Consider the following 15,894-nt stretch of genomic DNA (forward strand, 5'->3'; position numbering starts at 1 on the left):
TTGGCACAGGCTGCCGGGCGGCGTCAACCACCGGACTCACAGAAAGCAATCTGAGCTGCGAGAACATCGGCCGTTACCAGGTCACGCCAGGCTAACGAATGAAAGATCTTGGCGAACGGGTCTGGTACCGGTATCAGACGAGCTGTAAGGTCGGCCAACACCACGCACCGGTGGAGAAAGGAAGCCCATGCGCCCTCGCGCCCTGCCGACGTTCGCGGCACTCCTCGGGACACTCACGCTGGCCGCCTGCTCCGGCGGCGGCACCACCGCCCAGGCACCCAAGGCCGACGCCGCCGCCACGCCGGAGTTCTCCGGCACGCTGAGCATCCTCACCAAGTTCGCCGGCGACCCGACGGGCCCCTACTTCGAGAACCTCGCCGCCGCCTACACCAAGCAGCATCCGCAGGTGAAGTTCGAGCTGATCCAGGAGACCGACCAGAGCGTCAAGGACAAGCTCAAGACGCTCACCGCCTCCGACGCGCTGCCCGACATCTACTTCACCTGGACGGGCAACTGGGCCGACAACTACATCCGCGGCGGCCGGGCGGCCGACCTGACCGCGGTGATCGGCCCGGACACCGAGTGGGGCAAGACCTTCAGCCCCGGCTCGCTGGCCGCCTTCGCCCGCGACGGCAAGAACTACGGCATCCCGCTGTACGGCAACGGCAAGTTCATGGGCTACAGCAAGAGCGCCTTCGACAAGGCGGGCGTCGCGGTGCCCAAGACGTTCGAGGAGCTGATCGCCGCCTGCGGGCCGCTGCGCAAGGCCGGCTACGAGCCCATCGCCTTCGGCAACAAGGACGGCTGGCCGGCCCTGCACTACCTGCAGCAGCTCTTCGCCTACAACGTGCCCGACGCCACGCTGCAGGCCGACTTCGACCCGGCCACCGCCAAGCTCGACGACCCCGGCTACGTCACCGCGCTCACCCAGTTCAAGACCCTGGTCGACCAGTGCACCGACACCCGGGAGGGCACCAACGGCGTGCTCTACAGCTCCGCGCAGGAGGCGTTCGCCGGGGGCAAGGCCGCCATGTACTACCAGGAGATCCTGGAGTTCGACAACGCGACCTCCGACAAGGTCAAGCCTGACGACTTCGGCATCTTCCAGCTCCCCGTGCCGCAGAACGCGCCCGGCGACGGCGCGGTGCTGGAGGGCTCGCCCGAGGGATACCTGATCAACGCCAAGTCGCCCAGGGTCGCGCTCGCGGTGGACTTCATGAAGTTCGCCACCAGCCTGGAGAACGCCAAGACGTTGTCGGCGCCGCCGTACGGGCAGCCCAGCACCGTCGTCGGCGCGGTCACCGAGGACACCTCCAGCAAGGCCGTCTTCGAGGGCGTGCAGCTCGTCAACAAGGCGCCCAAGCTGGCCATCTGGCTCGACACCGTGACCGTCCCCGAGGTGGCCGACGCCTGGCTGGCCGGTGGTGAGGCGCTCATCAGCGGCGGCTCGACGCCGGACAAGGTACTCGAAAGTGTCCGCCAAGCCTCGAACTCCGCCAAGTAGGAGCCCACGCGTGCGCGCCACCCTGCGAAGGACACTCGGGCTCGCGTGGGTCGTCCCCGCCCTCGTGCTGGTCGGAGTGTTCGTCTACCTCCCCCTCGTACAGAACCTGCAGTTCAGCACGCTGAAGTGGGACATCTACAGCGGCGCCCAGGAGTACGTCGGCCTCGGCAACTACACCAAGCTGGTCGAGGACCCGGTCTTCTGGTCGTCGCTGGGCAACAACGTGCTGTACGCGGCGGTCTCCATCGTCTTCCAGGTGTTCGGCGCGCTCCTGCTCGCTGCGCTCATCGAGGGCGTGCGGAGCGAGCGGTGGCAGCGCGCGCTGCGGGCGATCTACTTCATCCCGTCGGCGATCTCGCTGACCGTCGCCGGCCTGCTGTTCTACTTCATCTACGAGCCGAACCTGGGCCCGCTCAACCACGCGCTGCGCGCCACCGGGCTCGGCGAGCTGGCACAGGCGTGGCTGGGGCAGGAGAGCACGGCCATGTCGTCGATCATCGCGATGAGCCAGTGGCAGGGCTTCGGCTACTCGACGCTGCTGTTCGCGGTGGCCATCCAGCGCATCCCCGCCGAGATCTACGGCGCCGCCGCCATCGACGGCGTCGGCGCGGTGGGCCGCTTCTTCCGCATCACGGTGCCGCTGGTGCGGGAGATGACCGGGCTGATGGCGATCGTCACGCTGTCGGGCGCGTTCCAGGTGTTCAACGAGGTCATGGTGATGACGGCCGGCGGCCCCAACAACTCGACCCAGGTGCTGGGCACCTGGCTGTACCGCAGCGGGTTCGTGCGCAACAACTTCGGGTACGCCGCCGCGATCGCGACCGTCCTGTTCGTGATCACGCTCGGCGTGGCGGTGGCGCAGCTCTGGGTCACCCGCAGGAGAAGGGTGGAATGGTGAGGCGGCTGAGCTTCCTCGGGGTGATCGCCCGCGTGTTCATGTGGGCGTTCCTGCTGGCCCTGGCCGTGGTCGTGCTCTACCCGCTGCTGTGGATGACGCTCAACGGGTTCAAGACGAACGCGGAGCTGTTCGGCGACCCGTTCGCGCTGCCGCTCGACTGGAGTTTCGCCAACTACGCCAAGGCGTGGAACCGCGGCGTCAGCGACTACCTGACCACCAGCGTGCTCGTCACGGTGACCTCGACGATCGCCACCGTCTTCATCAGCGCGTGGGCCGCCTACGGGCTGACCCGCGTGGACATCCCGCTGAACAGGACGCTCACCGCCGCCATTCTCGGCGGGCTGATGCTCGCGCCGACCGTGGCGCTGGTGCCGCTGGTGAAGCTGTTCCAGGCGATGGGGCTGTACAACACGTTCTGGGCGTTGCTCATCCTCTACACGGCCTTCCGCATCCCGTTCACCACGTTCCTCATCCGCGCGTACATGATCGACCTGCCGCGCGAGGTGGACGAGGCCGCCGAGATGGACGGCGCGGGCCGGTGGACGGCGTTCTGGCGGGTCATCCTGCCGATGTGCAAGCCCATCCTCACCTCGACGGTGCTGCTGCACATCCTGTTCACCTGGAACGAGTACCTGTTCGCGATGATCTTCACCAGCGGCTCCGGCGTGCAGACGCTGCCGGTCGGGCTGACGAGCCTGATGAGCAAGCACGGCACCGAGTACCCGGTGGTGTTCGCCGGGATGGTGATCGCCGCGCTGCCGGTGGTGCTGCTGTTCTTCCTCGGCCAGCGCTACATCGTCAAGGGCCTCGCAGACGGGATCGGAAAATGATCGAGCTTGCCCGCTTCACCGGATCCAACTTCGCCTACCAGCACCTGCCGTTCGACCGTTTCCTCGACGACATGGCCGCGCTCGGCCGGGAGCGGCTGGAGCTGTGGGGCATCGCGCCGCACCTCCACGTCCCCGAGCTGAGCGACGCCGGCGCGCGCGCCATCCGCCGCCGCGCCGCCGCGCGCGGCCTGAGCGTCGCCTGCCTCACGCCCGAGCAGGTGATGTACCCGGTCAACCTGGCCTCCCCCGACACGGCGCTGCGGGCGCGCAGCGTCGCGATGTTCCGGCGCGCCGCCCAGCTGTGCGCGGAGCTGGAGGCGGAGCTGCTGCTGCTCACGCCGGGACGCGGCTTCGAGGACGAGCCGGTGGCAGCCGCCTGGCGCCGCTCCGCCGACGCGATCGCCGAGATCACCGCGTACGCGGCGACGCTCGGCGTGACGTGCGTGCTGGAGGCGCTGCAACGTGTCGAGTCGAACCTGGTCAACGACTCGCGGGCGCTGGCCCGGATGATCGGCGAGATCGGCGCGCCGAACCTGGACGCCGTGCTGGACACCGTGGCCATGGCCGTGGCCGGGGAGAGCGTGGACGACTACTTCGACGCCCTCGGCGACCGCGTCCGGCACGTGCACCTCATCGACGGCCGGCCCGCCGGGCACCTGGCGTGGGGCGATGGGGAGCTGCCGCTGGCCGAGTACCTGGAGGCGCTGGAGCGGCGGGGGTATCGGGGGGTGATGACGTTCGAGCTGTTCGGGGACGGCACGTACGCGATGGCGCCGCGCGGCGCGGTGGAGCGCTGCCTGGAGGCGTGCTCCGTCTGAGGCCGGCCGACGATGAGGTGAGACCGATCAACGCTGTCACAGGTCGGGGCTCCCTCACGCGCATGGCCTAGGGAGCGCCCGCAGCAGGCACGGCGCCGCCGCCGCACCTCGTCCCCTGATCCTGACGGGCCAAGGCGGCGGGCAGCACAAGCAGGCCCCCGGCATCGTGGCCCGCGCGCGCCGCTTCGTCACCGAGGGCGGTTTCGCGGTGGTCGCGCTCGACGCGCCCCACCACGGTGACCGGCCGAGGACCGAGGAGTTCGGCCGGGTCGTGGCCGAACTGCGGGCCGGCATGGCCGCAGGCGGGGACGACGGCGCCCCGCTGGCCGCCATGCACACGTTCCTGGCCGGGCAGGCCGTGCCGGAATGGCAGGCGGTGCTGACCGCTGTCCAGGAGCTCGACCTCGTCGGCGCGGGGCCGGTGGGCTACTGGGGCCTGTCGATGGGGTGCGGGCTCGGCATCCCGTTCGTCGCGGCGGAGCCCCGGGTCCGCGCGGCGGTGCTGGGCCTGCTCGGCGCGTACAGGCTGACGGGGACCGCCGCCCGGATCACCGTCCCGGTGCGGTTCCTGCTCCAGTGGGACGACGACATGGTGCCTCGGGACCAGGGGCTGGCGCTGTTCGACGCGCTGGGGCCGGTCGTCAAGACGTTGAGTGCCCATCCCGGCAAGCACGGGGAGGTCCCCGAGTCCGAGACGGACGAGTCGCTGCGGTTCTTCACGCGGCACCTCGGGCGTTGAGGTGGAGCGTGCCGGTCTTGCCAGGCGGATCGGCTGCCTGGCCTGGCTGCTGGTGCCGTTCGTGCTGCCCTGGGCGGTGGCCGAGACGCCGGCCTGGGTCAACGACTTCGAGCCGTCGCGCATGGTGGAACGCGCCCAGGAGTGTCCGCGGCTCAACGTGCACCCGTCTGTGGAGCGAGTGACGAGGCTGCGGAGACCTCCTCCCCCGGGGACGTCGATCATCGACCTGGACGGCACGTTCAGCGGCGGATTGCTGGACCTGCGCTGCCACTGAGCGCCAGGCACCGGCCTACCCACGCAGGAGAAGCAGCGTCACCGGCCAGCCAGCCACGCCCGCCACCCTCCGTACTTCGTGATGTCCTCCCCCGCGGACACCGCCTCCTGCGTGCACCCGAACCCCACGACCCACCGCCCATCGGACAGCTCCACCCGTCCCAACGTCATGGGCGCGGGCAGCCTGGCCAGGAAGCGGCCGAGCGCCCCCTCCGGGAGCAGCCAGACCTCGCCCTCGACAGCCGAGCCACCCGCGCCGACCCGCGTCAGCCCCGGCTTCGGCGGCACGGTGTCCAGCGCGTGCAGGGTGTAGGCGGCGCAGGTGCGGGCGGCCCTGTCCCAACGGGCGCCCAGGGCGCGCAGTTCGGGTTCCAGCGGTTGCCCGGCCAGATGGGCGCCGACCACGAAGAGCTCGACGGCCGGGACGCCGCCGCCGTCCGCGATCGCCGCCGGCCACGGCAGCCGGTCGGCGGGCAGCGGCGGGGCGCCTCCGGCGAACTCCGCAGGGGGTTCGGGGCGGACGGCGATCAGGCGGGCCAGGTCGAACGCGACCGCGTCGTGGAACGGCCGGGCCACGACGGTGACGCCGAACTGGGCGATCCCCCTGTCAGGGCCCTCGTCCACCGTGCCGGCCGGCACCGCGACCGCGCACAGGTCGAACAGGTTGCAGAAGTTCGTGTACGTGCCGACGCGCGAGTTGACCGCCACCGGCTCGGCGGCGACCTCGGCCACGGTGGGATGGCAGGGAGCGGTCGGGACGAGCAGCGCGTCGAAGCCGTCGAGCAGGTCCATGCACTCCTCCCGCAGCCGTTCCAGCCGTGCGAGGTCGCGCACCAGGTCCGAGCCGGAGACCCGCCCGGCCCGGCTGATGATCGCGCCGACCGTGGGATCGACCTCGCCGGGATGGGCATCGACGAACGCGCCGACGGCCGCGTGCCGCTCGGCGACGAGCGCGCCGTCGTAGAGGAGCCGGGCGGCGGCCAGGAACGGCTCGATCCTGATCGGCTGTACGACGGCTCCCGTGGCCCGCAGCCGCTCCACCACAGCCGTGAAGGCCTCGGCCCACCCGGGGTCCATCGCGGGCAGCTCGTCAGGAACGGCCACGCGCGGGGCGGCGGGCGCGGCCAGGGGCGCGGCCGGCGGCCAGGGCCGGGTGCCGGGGCCGCCGGCCATCACGGCCATGGCGGATCCGGCGGTGTCGAGGTCACGCGCCATGATCGTGACGGCGTCGTACGAGCGGCACGCCGGCACGACGCCGGCCACGGAGACCGTGCCGAGCGTCGGCTTGATGCCGGTGATGCCCTGGAGCGCGGCCGGCACCCGTCCCGAACCCGCGGTGTCGGTGCCGATCGCCAGGTCGGCCAGGCCGAGCGCCACCGCCACCGCCGAGCCGGAGCTGGAACCGCCCGACACGAACTGCGGGCGGCGGGCGTCGCGCACCCCTCCGTACGGGCTGCGCTGGCCGACCAGGCCGGTGGCGAACTGGTCGAGGTTCGTGACGCCGACCACCGTTGCGCCGGCGGCCCTCAGCCGTGCCACGGCCTGCGCGTCGGCCGTCGGCGGGGCCGGGGCGAAGGCGGGGCAGGCGGCGGTCGTGGGGAAGCCGGCCACGTCCACGTTGTTCTTCACGGCCAGCCTGAGCCCGGCCAGCGGCCCGGACGCCGCCGCCAGGTCTGCCGCCACCTGGGCGTCGTCCCGGTGGGAGATGAAGATCTCCGGCCGCCGCTCGCGAAGGGCGGCGGACGCCTCCGACGGCTCGCGTGGCGAGGAAGGCTTCTCCGGCCGCTCCCGTGGGATGGCGGACGCCTCCGGCTGCCGCCCGTGCAAGGAAGCGGACGCCTCCGGCCGCTCGCGGGGCGGCTCGTGGATGGCGCTCATGCGAGCGGCCCCAGCACCACCAGGCAGTCCCCGGGCGCGACCTGGCTCCCCGCCGCGGCGCGGACCTCGACCACGACCCCGGCGGCAGGCGCCCCCAGGTAGGTCTCCATCTTCATGGCCTCGAGCGCCACCAGCGTCTGCCCCTCCTCCACCACGTCGCCCACGGCGACCTCCACCTTCCACACGTTCGCCACGAACGGCGCGTCCAGCCGCGCCCCGCCCTCCGGCACGACGACCTCGGCCACCCCGCCGGGCGTGGCGGTCTCGACGGCCGCGGCCTGTTCGGCGCGGGTGAACTCGCCCGCCTCCTCCCACGCCCGCCGCTCGGCCGCGAACGCCGCCGCCTGCGTGGCCCGGAACGCGGCGATGGACGCGGCGTTCGCGGCGAGGAACCGCTCGTGCTCGGCCAGCGAGAAGGAGCCGTCGGTCGCGTCGATGGCCGTGCGGCCGGCGGCGAGGTCGGCGCGCAGGTCGAGCAGTTCCTCCGGCGAGACCGGGTACCAGCGGATGCGGTCGAAGAAGCGCAGCAGCCACGGGTCCTGGCCGGGCGCCGGATGGGTGCGCCACACCTGGGTGGTGCGGCCGACGAACTGGTAGCCGCCCGGCCCCTCCATGCCGTAGACGCACAGGTAGGCGCCGCCGATGCCGACGGAGTTCTCCGCCGTCCAGGTGCGGGCCGGGTTGTACTTGGTGGTGACGAGCCGGTGCCGCGGGTCGAGCGGCGTCGCCACCGGGGCGCCCAGGTAGACGTCGCCCAGGCCGAGCACGAGGTACTCGGCGTCGAACACGGTGCGGTAGACGTCGTCCACGCTGCCGAGCCCGTTGATGCGGCGGATGAACTCGATGTTCCACGGGCACCACGGGGCGTCGTCGCGGACGCCGGCCATGTAACGCTCGATCGCCTCCCTCGTCGCGGGGTCGTCCCAGCTCAGCGGCAGCCGTACCGTGCGGCTGGGGACGACCAGCTCGGCGGTGGGCGGCAGTGTGGACTCCAGCTCCACGAGCAGGCCGAGCAGGCGCGGCACTGGCAGCACCTGCGGATCGACGTGCACTTGGAGGGAGCGGATGCCGGGCGTCAGGTCGAGGACCCCGGCTGGGGAGAGGCCGGCCAGCGCCATGTGCAGGGCGTGGACGCGGGCGCGGAGGGCGAGGTCGAGGACGAGGTCGCCGTACTCGATCAGGATGCTGTCGTCGCCCTGCCGCCGGTATGTCACCGCCGGCCCGTCGTGGCCGTCGAGGCGGCGCAGCACGCCGTCGTCGCCGTCGCCGCCGGCCGCCGCGAGGGCGGGCAGGTGGAGGGTGCGTGGTGGTGGGGCGTCGGTGGAGCTGATCGGGACGAACGAGACTGTGTCGCCCGGTCTGAGCTGGCCCAGCTTCCACCGCTCCGCCGACACCACCGTGACAGGGCAGACGAAGCCGCCGAGACTGGGGCCGTCGGGGCCGAGCAGGATCGGGGTGTCGCCGGTGAAGTCGAGCGCGCCGACCGAGTAGGGCGTGTCATGGATGTTGGACGGGTGCAGGCCCGCCTCGCCGCCGTCGCGCCTGGCCCAGGCCGGTTTCGGGCCGATCAGGCGGACGCCGGTGCGGGCGGAGTTGAAGTGCACGCCGTAGCGGGTGGAGTAGAGCTGGTCGATGTCGGCGCGGGTGAAGAACTCGGGCGCGGCGTGCGGCCCTTCGGTGACGCCGAGCTCCCAGTGCCGTCCGAAACGGGGCCGGCGCTCGACGGGGACGGGGCCGGGGAGGGTCCCGGCAGGTGCGTCGGCCGGGGTGATGGCGGACGTTCCGGCCGGGGTGCGGGTGCGGAGGACGTCGCCGGGCCGCAACGCGCGCCCGCCGTGCCCACCGAAACGGCCCAGAGTGAAGGTGGCGGCGCTGCCGAGGTAGTGCGGCACGTCCAGCCCACCGGCGAAGGCGATATACGTACGCAGCCCCGCCGTAGCATCACCGACGTGCAGGGTGGCGCCGGCCGGCACGCGCACCGGCTCCCACATCGGCACGGCGACCCCGTTCACAGTGACCGGCGCGGGCGCCCCGGCGACGCAGACGACGGTGTCATGGCTGACCACGAGGTCGGGCCCGGTCGCGGTGCACTCCAGGCCCGCCGCGTTCTCGTCGTTGCCGAGGGCGAGGTTGGCCAGCCGCAGCGAGCGGTCGTCCATCGCCCCGCTCGGCGGCACCCCGACCTGCCAGTACCCGACGCGCCCCGCGGCGTCCTGGACGGTGGTGAGCAGGCCGGAGCGCACCACCGTGATGCGCGGCTCCGGGTCGCCGACGCCGGCGAGGGTGCCTGTGGTGTGCGTCGCGGCTGCGAAGTCCGGGATGCCGACCGCGGCCCGCAGCAGGCCGAGGTTGACCTCGATGCCGTCGAACCGGGTCGCGGCCAGGGCCCGTCCGAGGCGGTCGAGGGCCTCCTCGCGGCTGCCTCCGGTGGCGATCACCTTGGCCAGCATCGGGTCGTAGGCGGTGGAGACCTCGGTGCCGGTCTCGGCCCAGCCGTCGGTCCTGATGCCGTCCCCGGCCGACAGCTCCACCCGGGTGAGCACGCCGGCGCTGGGGCGGAAGCCGGCGGCCGGGTCCTCGGCGTACACGCGTGCCTCGACGGCGTGCCCGGACACCGGCACCTCCCCGGCGGCCAGGTACGGCGCCAGGAAGGAGCGGTCGCCCCCGGCCAGGCGCAGCATCCACGCGACCAGGTCCACGCCGGTCACCTGCTCGGTGACGGGGTGCTCCACCTGGAGGCGGGCGTTGACCTCCAGGAAGGACAGCTCCTCGCGCTCGGCGTCGTAGACGAACTCGACCGTGCCGGCCGAGCGGTAGCGGATCGAGGCGGCCAGGTCGCGTGAGGTGCGGTGCAGCCGTTCGCGTACGTGGGCGGGCAGGGCCGGCGCGGGCGCCTCCTCGACGACCTTCTGGTTGCGCCGCTGCAGCGAGCAGTCGCGGTCGCCCAGGGTGACGACGCCGCCCAGGCCGTCGCCGAAGAGCTGCACCTCGACGTGGCGGGCGCGCTCGACGTACCGCTCGGCGAAGACGCCGGCGGTGCCGAAGCTGCGCAGCGCGAGGCCGGTCACCCGGTCGTAGGCGGCGCGCAGCTCCTGCGGGGTGCGGCACACGGTCATGCCGATGCCGCCGCCACCGCCGGTGGCCTTGAGCATGACGGGGTAGCCGATGGCCGCGACCTCGGCGACCGCGTGGTCGGCGTCCGTCAGCAGGCCGGTGCCGGGGAAGACCGGCACCCCGGCCGCCACCGCCACCGCGCGGGCGGTGTGCTTGTCGCCGAAGGTCCGCAGGTGCTCGGGGGTCGGGCCGACGAACGCCAGCCCCGCGCCCTCGACCAGCTCCGCGAAGCCGGCGTCCTCGGCCAGGAAGCCGTAGCCGGGGTGGACGGCGTCGGCGCCGCTCTCCTTGGCCGCGCGCAGGACCGCCTGCGCGTCGAGGTAGGACTCGGCGGGTGAGGCGGGGCCCAGCAGGACGGCCTCGTCGGCGAGCCGGACGTGCGCGGCGGCGCGGTCGATCTCGGAGAACACCGCGACCGTGCGCAGCCCGAGCTCCCGCGCGGTGCGGATGATCCGGCAGGCGATCTCACCGCGGTTGGCGACCAGCAGCGTGGCGGGGGTCCGCGTAGGTTCAGGCACCGGCGTACACCACCATCCGGGCCCGGCTGGGGTCGAAGCCGTTGCACGGGTTGTTGATCTGGGGGCAGTTGGAGACGACGACGAGGGTGTCCTTCTCCGCGCGCAACATGAGGGACAGCCCAGGGGCGGAGATGCCGTCCACGATGCCGAGCGCACCGTCGGGATCGACGGGAACGTTCATGAACCAGTTCACGTTGGAAACCTGATCCCGCTTGCCCATGCCGTACTTGGACAACTCGGCCAGGAAGTTGTCGGCGCAGGCGTGCTGGGAGTAGGTGTGGTGCCCGTAGCGCAACGTGTTCGACTCCCGGGAGCACGCACCGCCCAGCGTGTCGTGCCGGCCGACCTCGTCGGCGACCACGGTGAGCAGCGGCTCGGACTCGTTGTCGCGCAGCACGCTGCCCGTGGTGAGGAAGATCGTCTCCTGTTCCTGCAGGGTGGTCTGGGCGCTGTAGGCGCGCCAGGACCGGTGGGCGTCGTAGGCGAGGAAGTCGACGGCCTGGTTGCCGTCGAGGTCCACGATGGCGAGCACCTGCCCGCGCTGGAGCACCCACGACCAGGGGGCGCGGGGCGGGACGGTCTCCCGGTGCAGCTCGGCCCCGAAGGCGTCCGTCGTCACAGTCCTCTGCCCTTCCGGTGGTCGGCGGTGTTCTCGAAGGCGCGCCGCCCCTCGGGGGTGGCGCTCCACTGGGGGTCCTCGGGCGTCGTCACGCGGTCGCGCCAGGCGAGGATCTCCAGCGGGGTGACGGTGTAGCCGGGGCGCGGGTCGAGCGGGTGGGCGGCGTTCGCGAGCAGGACGACGACCGGCAGCTCGGTGCGCAGGGTGACGCTCGTGCCCGCCCCGGCCGAGCCCTGCCACTCGGGCCGCCCGTCGGCGTCGATCCGCACGCCCTGGAAGAAGGAGATGGACGGGGGCAGGTCGCGCCGTTCCAGGCCGTTCTTGGCGCCGGCGAGAGCGAGCAGCTCCCGTCCGGCGGGGCTGGGGCCCTGGGGGGAGCCGTCGCCGTAGCGCCGCTCGTTCCTGGCCCTGGTCGAGGTGCCGTACAGGGTGTCGTGGCGTCCCGATCCGTCGTGCAGGACGGTGGCCAGGACCCGGGCCTGGTCGCTGAGCAGCAGGTACGACGCTCCCGCGTACACCTGCCACTGCACCTTGACCGTGTCGGCGACGTTGAGCCGCTCCCACGGCATGCTCGCGTGGTACAGCAGCAGCGACGCGCAGGCGTCGCCGTCGGGGTCGGTGAGCCGGATGGCGGTGCCGGGCGCGAGCACGCGGTGGGCGTAGCCGCCCGCCGGGATGCGGTCCGCCCAGACGACGTCGCCGGCGTCGACCCCTGCGGGCAGGTCCGCCCAGCGCGAGGCCGGCACGGTCGGCGCGGTGTGGACCGCGGTGCCCTCCTGGGCGCGGGCATGGGCGCGCGCACCTGCGGTGGTGGCGGTGCCGTTCTGGACTGTCGTCACGACGCTCCTCGTAATATCTGTCGCTTGACAGAAATGCTGGGCGGCCCCGCGAACGCCCATGGGTCAGGGGCGTAAATCCCGTGTTAAGCGGTGCTCACGATGGAATCGCGGCCGAAGTGATCAGGCTGCGCGGTGAGTTTTGCGTTACGGCAGATGAACGTCGGCGTCACGAGGCGGAAACGACCGGCCCGTACATATCGGTCAACCGACAGAAATTCGATCGCCCGGAGACCCGATGGACGTCACCGCCACTCCCCCGCCACCCACGGACGAAGCCGCGCTGCGGACCTTCGGCTACCGCCAGGAGCTGCACCGCAGCATGGGCAGGTACGCCTCCTTCGCCGCCGGCTTCTCCTTCATCTCCGTGCTGACCACGGTCTTCCAGTTCTTCGCCATCGGATACTCCTTCGGCGGTCCCGCGTTCTTCTGGACCTGGCCCATCGTGCTGGGCGGGCAGATCCTGGTCGCGCTCTGCTTCGCCGAGCTGGCCGCCCGCTACCCGATCTCCGGCTCCATCTACCAGTGGTCCACCCGGCTCAGCACGCCGACGTTCGGCTGGTTCGCGGGCTGGATCATGATCCTCGGGCAGATCGTCGTCATCGCCGCCGCGGCCCTGGCGCTGCAGGTGGTGCTGCCCTCGATCTGGCCCGGCTTCCAGCTCGTCGGCGGCGACCCCGCGCCTACCACCGCCACGGGCGCGGCCAACGCCGCGATACTCGGCCTGATCCTGCTCGCGCTCACCACGGCCGTGAACGTCATCGACAACCGCGTCCTGGCCAGGGTCAACAGCATCGGCGTGACCACGGAGATCATCGGCGCGGTGCTCATCGTGGTGCTGCTGTTCACCCACGCCGAGCACGGCCCCGGCATCACCTTCAGCACCGGCGGGCAGGGCGGGGCCATCGGCGCGCTGCTCGTCGGCTCCTTCACCGCCGCGTACGTGCTCATCGGCTTCGACAGCGCGGGCGAGCTGAGCGAGGAGACCCGCAACCCCCGGCGCGTCGCGCCGCGCACCATCCTGACCGCGCTCACGGCGGCCGGGCTGCTCGGCGGCCTGATCATCTTCGCCGGCCTGCTCGCCGCCCCCAGCCTGACCGACGGGCGGCTGGCCACCGAGGGCCTGTCGTACGTGCTCACCAGCAGCCTGGGCGACTGGGTGGGCAAGCTGCTGCTGGCCGACGTGGCGGTGGCGATCGCGGTGGCCACGATGGCGATCCAGACCGCCGCCACCCGGATGTTGTTCTCCATGGCCCGCGACGGCGTGGTGCCCTGCTCCGGCGCCCTGTCCAGGGTGTCGCCCCGCACCGGCATGCCGACCGGCCCCGCCCTGGTCACCGGGGTGCTCGCGGCGGCGATCCTGCTGCTCAACTTCGCCTCCCCCGAGGCGTTCCTGGCCATCGGCACCACCTGCATCGTGCTGCTCTACCTGGCCTACGCGATGGTGACGGGACCGCTGCTGGTCCAGCGCCTGCGCGGCGGCTGGCGGGGCGGGGCGCCGGGCGGGCTCGCGGAGGACGGGACGCCGCTGTTCAGCATGGGACGCTGGGGGCTGCCGGTCAACGCGGTGGCCGTCTGCTACGGCCTGGCGATGACGGTGAACCTGGCCTGGCCGAGGGCCGAGGTGTACGCCCCGATCACCGGCCACTGGTTCTTCCAGTGGTTCACCGTGATCTTCCTCGCGGCGGTGGTGGCCCTGGGCCTGGTCTACCGGCGGCTACGCCTGAGCGGTGCCGCCGCCGGGCAGGTGGCCGTCGCGAGCGCCGCCCAGGTGCCCGTCACGAACACCGGCCAGGCGTAGCGCCGCGTCGGCGGTGGCGGCCGCCAGCGTCTCGACGGCGGTGGCGGCCAGCTCGCCCGGCGTGTCCCTGCGGATCAGGATGACGCCCTCGATCAGCGCGAACAGCAGGTCGGTGCGCAGCGCCCGGTCGTCGGGGGCCAGCGCCGCCCCGGCCGAGGTGGCCGCCAGCAGCCGGGCGTACACGGCCTTCAGCTCCTCGCGCATCCGCCGGAACCCGGCGAACCGCTCCGTACGCACCTCGGGCAGCAGATACAGCGCCCCCAGGTTGTACGGCCCCGAGCACAGCAGCCCGGCGTCACGGTGGCACAGCTCCCACAGCCGCTCCTCCGGCGTGGCGCCGGCCAGGGCGCCCGCCGCCTCCAGGGACGGCCGCACCGTGCTCTCCAGCAGCTCGGCGAGGATGGCCTCCTTGCCGTCGAAGTAGTGGTAGATCGACGCCTGCCTGATCCCGGCCCGCTCGGCCAGCGCCCTGGTCGTCGTGGCCGAGTAGCCGTGGACGGTGAACAGCTCCGCCGCCGCCGTCAGGATCTCCTCGCGCGGGCTCAGCTCGCTGCTCGGCCGGGCCACGGCTCGCGGTCTGCCTACTTTGCGCACGGTGGAAGGGGCGGTCACCGCACGATCGTCGCACACCTGCCGAACCAGCGCGGCAGCCGGTCGAGCAGCTCCCGCTGGTCGTCACCGGCCCACGCCACGTGACCGTCAGGCCGAAGCAGCACGGCGGGCACGTCCAGCTCCTCCGCGGCGTCCACGACGTGGTCCACCCGATCCGCCCAGCCCTCGACGGAGAGCCGGCCGGTCCGGTCCAGCAGCAGGCCGCGGCCCGCGCGCATCAGCTCGTAGAGCCGCCCCTCCTTCAGCCGCACGTCCCGCATCCGCCGCCCCACCAGGCCGGGCCCCGCGCCGAAGTCGTAGCGGACGCCGATCGCGGTGACCTTCTCGATGAGCCGCCTGCGTACCTCCTCCAGGTCCATCAGCTCCGCCAGCAGCCGGCGCACGGCCTGCGGGCCGGGCTCGGCGGACATCAGCTCCATCTGCGCGCGCGTGTTGTCCAGCACGTCGGCGGCCACCGGCCGGCGCTCGGCGGCGTAGGTGTCCAGCAGCCCCTCCGGCGCCCAGCCGGCGATCTCGGCGGCCAGCTTCCAGCCGAGGTTGAACGCGTCCTGGACGCCCAGGTTGAGCCCCTGCCCGCCGGCGGGCGGGTGCACGTGCGCCGCGTCCCCGGCCAGCAGCACCCGCCCGACCCGGTAACGCTCGGCCAGCCGGGTGGCGTCGCCGAACCGGGACAGCCAGCGGGGCGAGCGCGCGCCCCAGTCGGTGCCGACGTACACCCGCAGCCGCTCCTGGAACTCCTCCAGGGTCGGCGGGACCACGCGGTCCTCGGCGACCCCCGCGGCGGGCACGAGGACGCGGTACACCCCGTCCCCGAGCGGCATGGCGCCGAACGTCAGCAGCGTCTTGCGGACCTCCGCCCCGGCGGCGGCGATCGCCGCCGGGTCGTCCGTCAGCTCCATCTCGCCCAGCAGCATCTCTGTCCTGGCGGGCTCGCCGGGGAAGGCGACGCCGAGCACCTTGCGTACGGTGCTGCGCCCGCCGTCACAGCCGACCAGGTGACGCGAGCGCAGCCGGGTGCCGTCGGCCAGCTCGGCGGTCACCCCGTCCGCGTCCTGCTCCAGCCCGGCCACCTCGCAGCCGCGCCGGACCTCGGCGCCCAGCTCGGCGGCCCGCTCGGCCAGCAGGCGGTCGGTGACGGGCTGCGGGATGGCCAGGGTGTAGGGGTGCGAGGTGTCCAGGTCGTCGAGCGGCGGCTTGTCGATGCCGGCGAAATGGCCGCGGAGCGGGTGCTTGGTGCCGTGCGCGAGGAAGCGCTCCAGCACGCCGCGCTGGTCCAGCACCTCGATGCTGCGGATGTGCAGGCCGAGGGATCGGACGTACGCGGGCGGCTCCGCGTCCTTCTCCAGCACGAGGACGCGCACGTCGTGCAGCCGCAGCTCGGCGGCCAGCATCGAGCCGGTCGGCCCGCCGCCGACGATGATCACATCGAACATGGGTCCGCCCATCCGGTGAGG

13 protein-coding genes are annotated in these 15,894 nt (G+C 72.7%); 7 read left to right on the top strand and 6 right to left on the bottom strand.

Going from position 1 to position 15,894, the window contains the following annotated elements:
• Positions 1-187 precede the first annotated feature (187 nt).
• The 6 genes from LCN96_RS32460 to LCN96_RS32485 all read left to right on the top strand — a co-directional run bounded on the left by LCN96_RS32460 (position 188) and on the right by LCN96_RS32485 (position 5,063).
• Positions 188-1,504 (top strand): ABC transporter substrate-binding protein, encoded by a 1,317-nt coding sequence (locus LCN96_RS32460; RefSeq protein ID WP_225266235.1) that lies wholly within the window; start codon positions 188-190, stop codon positions 1,502-1,504.
• Between the two features lie 10 nt (positions 1,505-1,514).
• A complete protein-coding gene (locus LCN96_RS32465; RefSeq protein WP_225266236.1) occupies positions 1,515-2,402 on the top strand; it encodes a carbohydrate ABC transporter permease in 888 nt (295 codons plus the stop codon).
• Positions 2,396-3,232, top strand: a complete 837-nt coding sequence (locus LCN96_RS32470; RefSeq protein ID WP_225266237.1) for a carbohydrate ABC transporter permease — start codon at positions 2,396-2,398, stop codon at positions 3,230-3,232. The genes LCN96_RS32465 and LCN96_RS32470 overlap by 7 nt, the downstream gene beginning before the upstream one ends.
• The gene (locus LCN96_RS32475) at positions 3,229-4,050 is read left to right on the top strand and encodes a sugar phosphate isomerase/epimerase family protein (RefSeq protein ID WP_225266238.1); all 822 of its coding nucleotides are present in this window, start codon (positions 3,229-3,231) and stop codon (positions 4,048-4,050) included. The genes LCN96_RS32470 and LCN96_RS32475 overlap by 4 nt, the downstream gene beginning before the upstream one ends.
• A 166-nt stretch (positions 4,051-4,216) precedes the next feature.
• Positions 4,217-4,789 (top strand): dienelactone hydrolase family protein, encoded by a 573-nt coding sequence (locus tag LCN96_RS32480; RefSeq protein ID WP_225266239.1) that lies wholly within the window; start codon positions 4,217-4,219, stop codon positions 4,787-4,789.
• Between the two features lies 1 nt (position 4,790).
• Positions 4,791-5,063 (top strand): hypothetical protein, encoded by a 273-nt coding sequence (locus LCN96_RS32485; protein WP_225266240.1) that lies wholly within the window; start codon positions 4,791-4,793, stop codon positions 5,061-5,063.
• Positions 5,064-5,101: 38 nt separating this feature from the next.
• Here LCN96_RS32485 and atzF read toward each other — a convergent pair whose 3' ends face one another.
• From atzF to LCN96_RS32505, 4 genes are read right to left on the bottom strand one after another with little or no spacing between them, the layout of a single operon-like run.
• Positions 5,102-6,940, bottom strand: coding sequence for an allophanate hydrolase (atzF, locus tag LCN96_RS32490; RefSeq protein WP_225266241.1), 1,839 nt, complete (start codon positions 6,938-6,940; stop codon positions 5,102-5,104).
• Positions 6,937-10,572 carry an urea carboxylase gene (uca, locus tag LCN96_RS32495; RefSeq protein WP_225266242.1) on the bottom strand — a complete coding sequence of 1,212 codons (3,636 nt, stop codon included), beginning with the start codon at positions 10,570-10,572 and terminating at the stop codon, positions 6,937-6,939. The genes atzF and uca overlap by 4 nt, the downstream gene beginning before the upstream one ends.
• Positions 10,565-11,191 carry an urea amidolyase associated protein UAAP2 gene (locus LCN96_RS32500; RefSeq protein WP_225266243.1) on the bottom strand — a complete coding sequence of 209 codons (627 nt, stop codon included), beginning with the start codon at positions 11,189-11,191 and terminating at the stop codon, positions 10,565-10,567. Before LCN96_RS32500 ends, uca begins: the two co-directional genes overlap by 8 nt.
• A complete protein-coding gene (locus LCN96_RS32505) occupies positions 11,188-12,030 on the bottom strand; it encodes an urea amidolyase associated protein UAAP1 (RefSeq protein ID WP_225266244.1) in 843 nt (280 codons plus the stop codon). The genes LCN96_RS32500 and LCN96_RS32505 overlap by 4 nt, the downstream gene beginning before the upstream one ends.
• Positions 12,031-12,265: 235 nt before the next feature.
• Between LCN96_RS32505 and LCN96_RS32510 the strand changes: the two genes are divergently transcribed.
• Positions 12,266-13,828: an amino acid permease gene (locus LCN96_RS32510; protein WP_225266245.1), complete on the top strand. Its 1,563-nt coding sequence runs from the start codon at positions 12,266-12,268 to the stop codon at positions 13,826-13,828.
• On the opposite strand, the gene LCN96_RS32515 is transcribed toward LCN96_RS32510, so the two are convergent.
• Both LCN96_RS32515 and rox read right to left on the bottom strand, forming a co-directional pair.
• Positions 13,745-14,440: a TetR/AcrR family transcriptional regulator gene (locus LCN96_RS32515; RefSeq protein WP_225266246.1), complete on the bottom strand. Its 696-nt coding sequence runs from the start codon at positions 14,438-14,440 to the stop codon at positions 13,745-13,747. The genes LCN96_RS32510 and LCN96_RS32515 overlap by 84 nt on opposite strands.
• Complete coding sequence (gene rox / locus LCN96_RS32520) at positions 14,437-15,873, bottom strand: rifampin monooxygenase (protein WP_225266247.1); 1,437 nt, start codon at positions 15,871-15,873, stop codon at positions 14,437-14,439. The genes LCN96_RS32515 and rox overlap by 4 nt, the downstream gene beginning before the upstream one ends.
• Between the last annotated feature and the right edge of the window lie 21 nt (positions 15,874-15,894).

Source organism: Nonomuraea gerenzanensis (genome assembly GCF_020215645.1).
Lineage (GTDB): Bacteria > Actinomycetota > Actinomycetes > Streptosporangiales > Streptosporangiaceae > Nonomuraea > Nonomuraea gerenzanensis.

Coding starts and splice junctions, on each gene's coding strand:
- LCN96_RS32460 (WP_225266235.1), top strand. CDS start 188: ATGCGCCCTCGCGCCCTGCCGACGTTCGCGGCACTCCTCGGGACACTC.
- LCN96_RS32470 (WP_225266237.1), top strand. CDS start 2,396: ATGGTGAGGCGGCTGAGCTTCCTCGGGGTGATCGCCCGCGTGTTCATG.
- LCN96_RS32475 (WP_225266238.1), top strand. CDS start 3,229: ATGATCGAGCTTGCCCGCTTCACCGGATCCAACTTCGCCTACCAGCAC.
- atzF (WP_225266241.1), bottom strand. CDS start 6,940: ATGAGCGCCATCCACGAGCCGCCCCGCGAGCGGCCGGAGGCGTCCGCT.
- LCN96_RS32510 (WP_225266245.1), top strand. CDS start 12,266: ATGGACGTCACCGCCACTCCCCCGCCACCCACGGACGAAGCCGCGCTG.
- rox (WP_225266247.1), bottom strand. CDS start 15,873: ATGTTCGATGTGATCATCGTCGGCGGCGGGCCGACCGGCTCGATGCTG.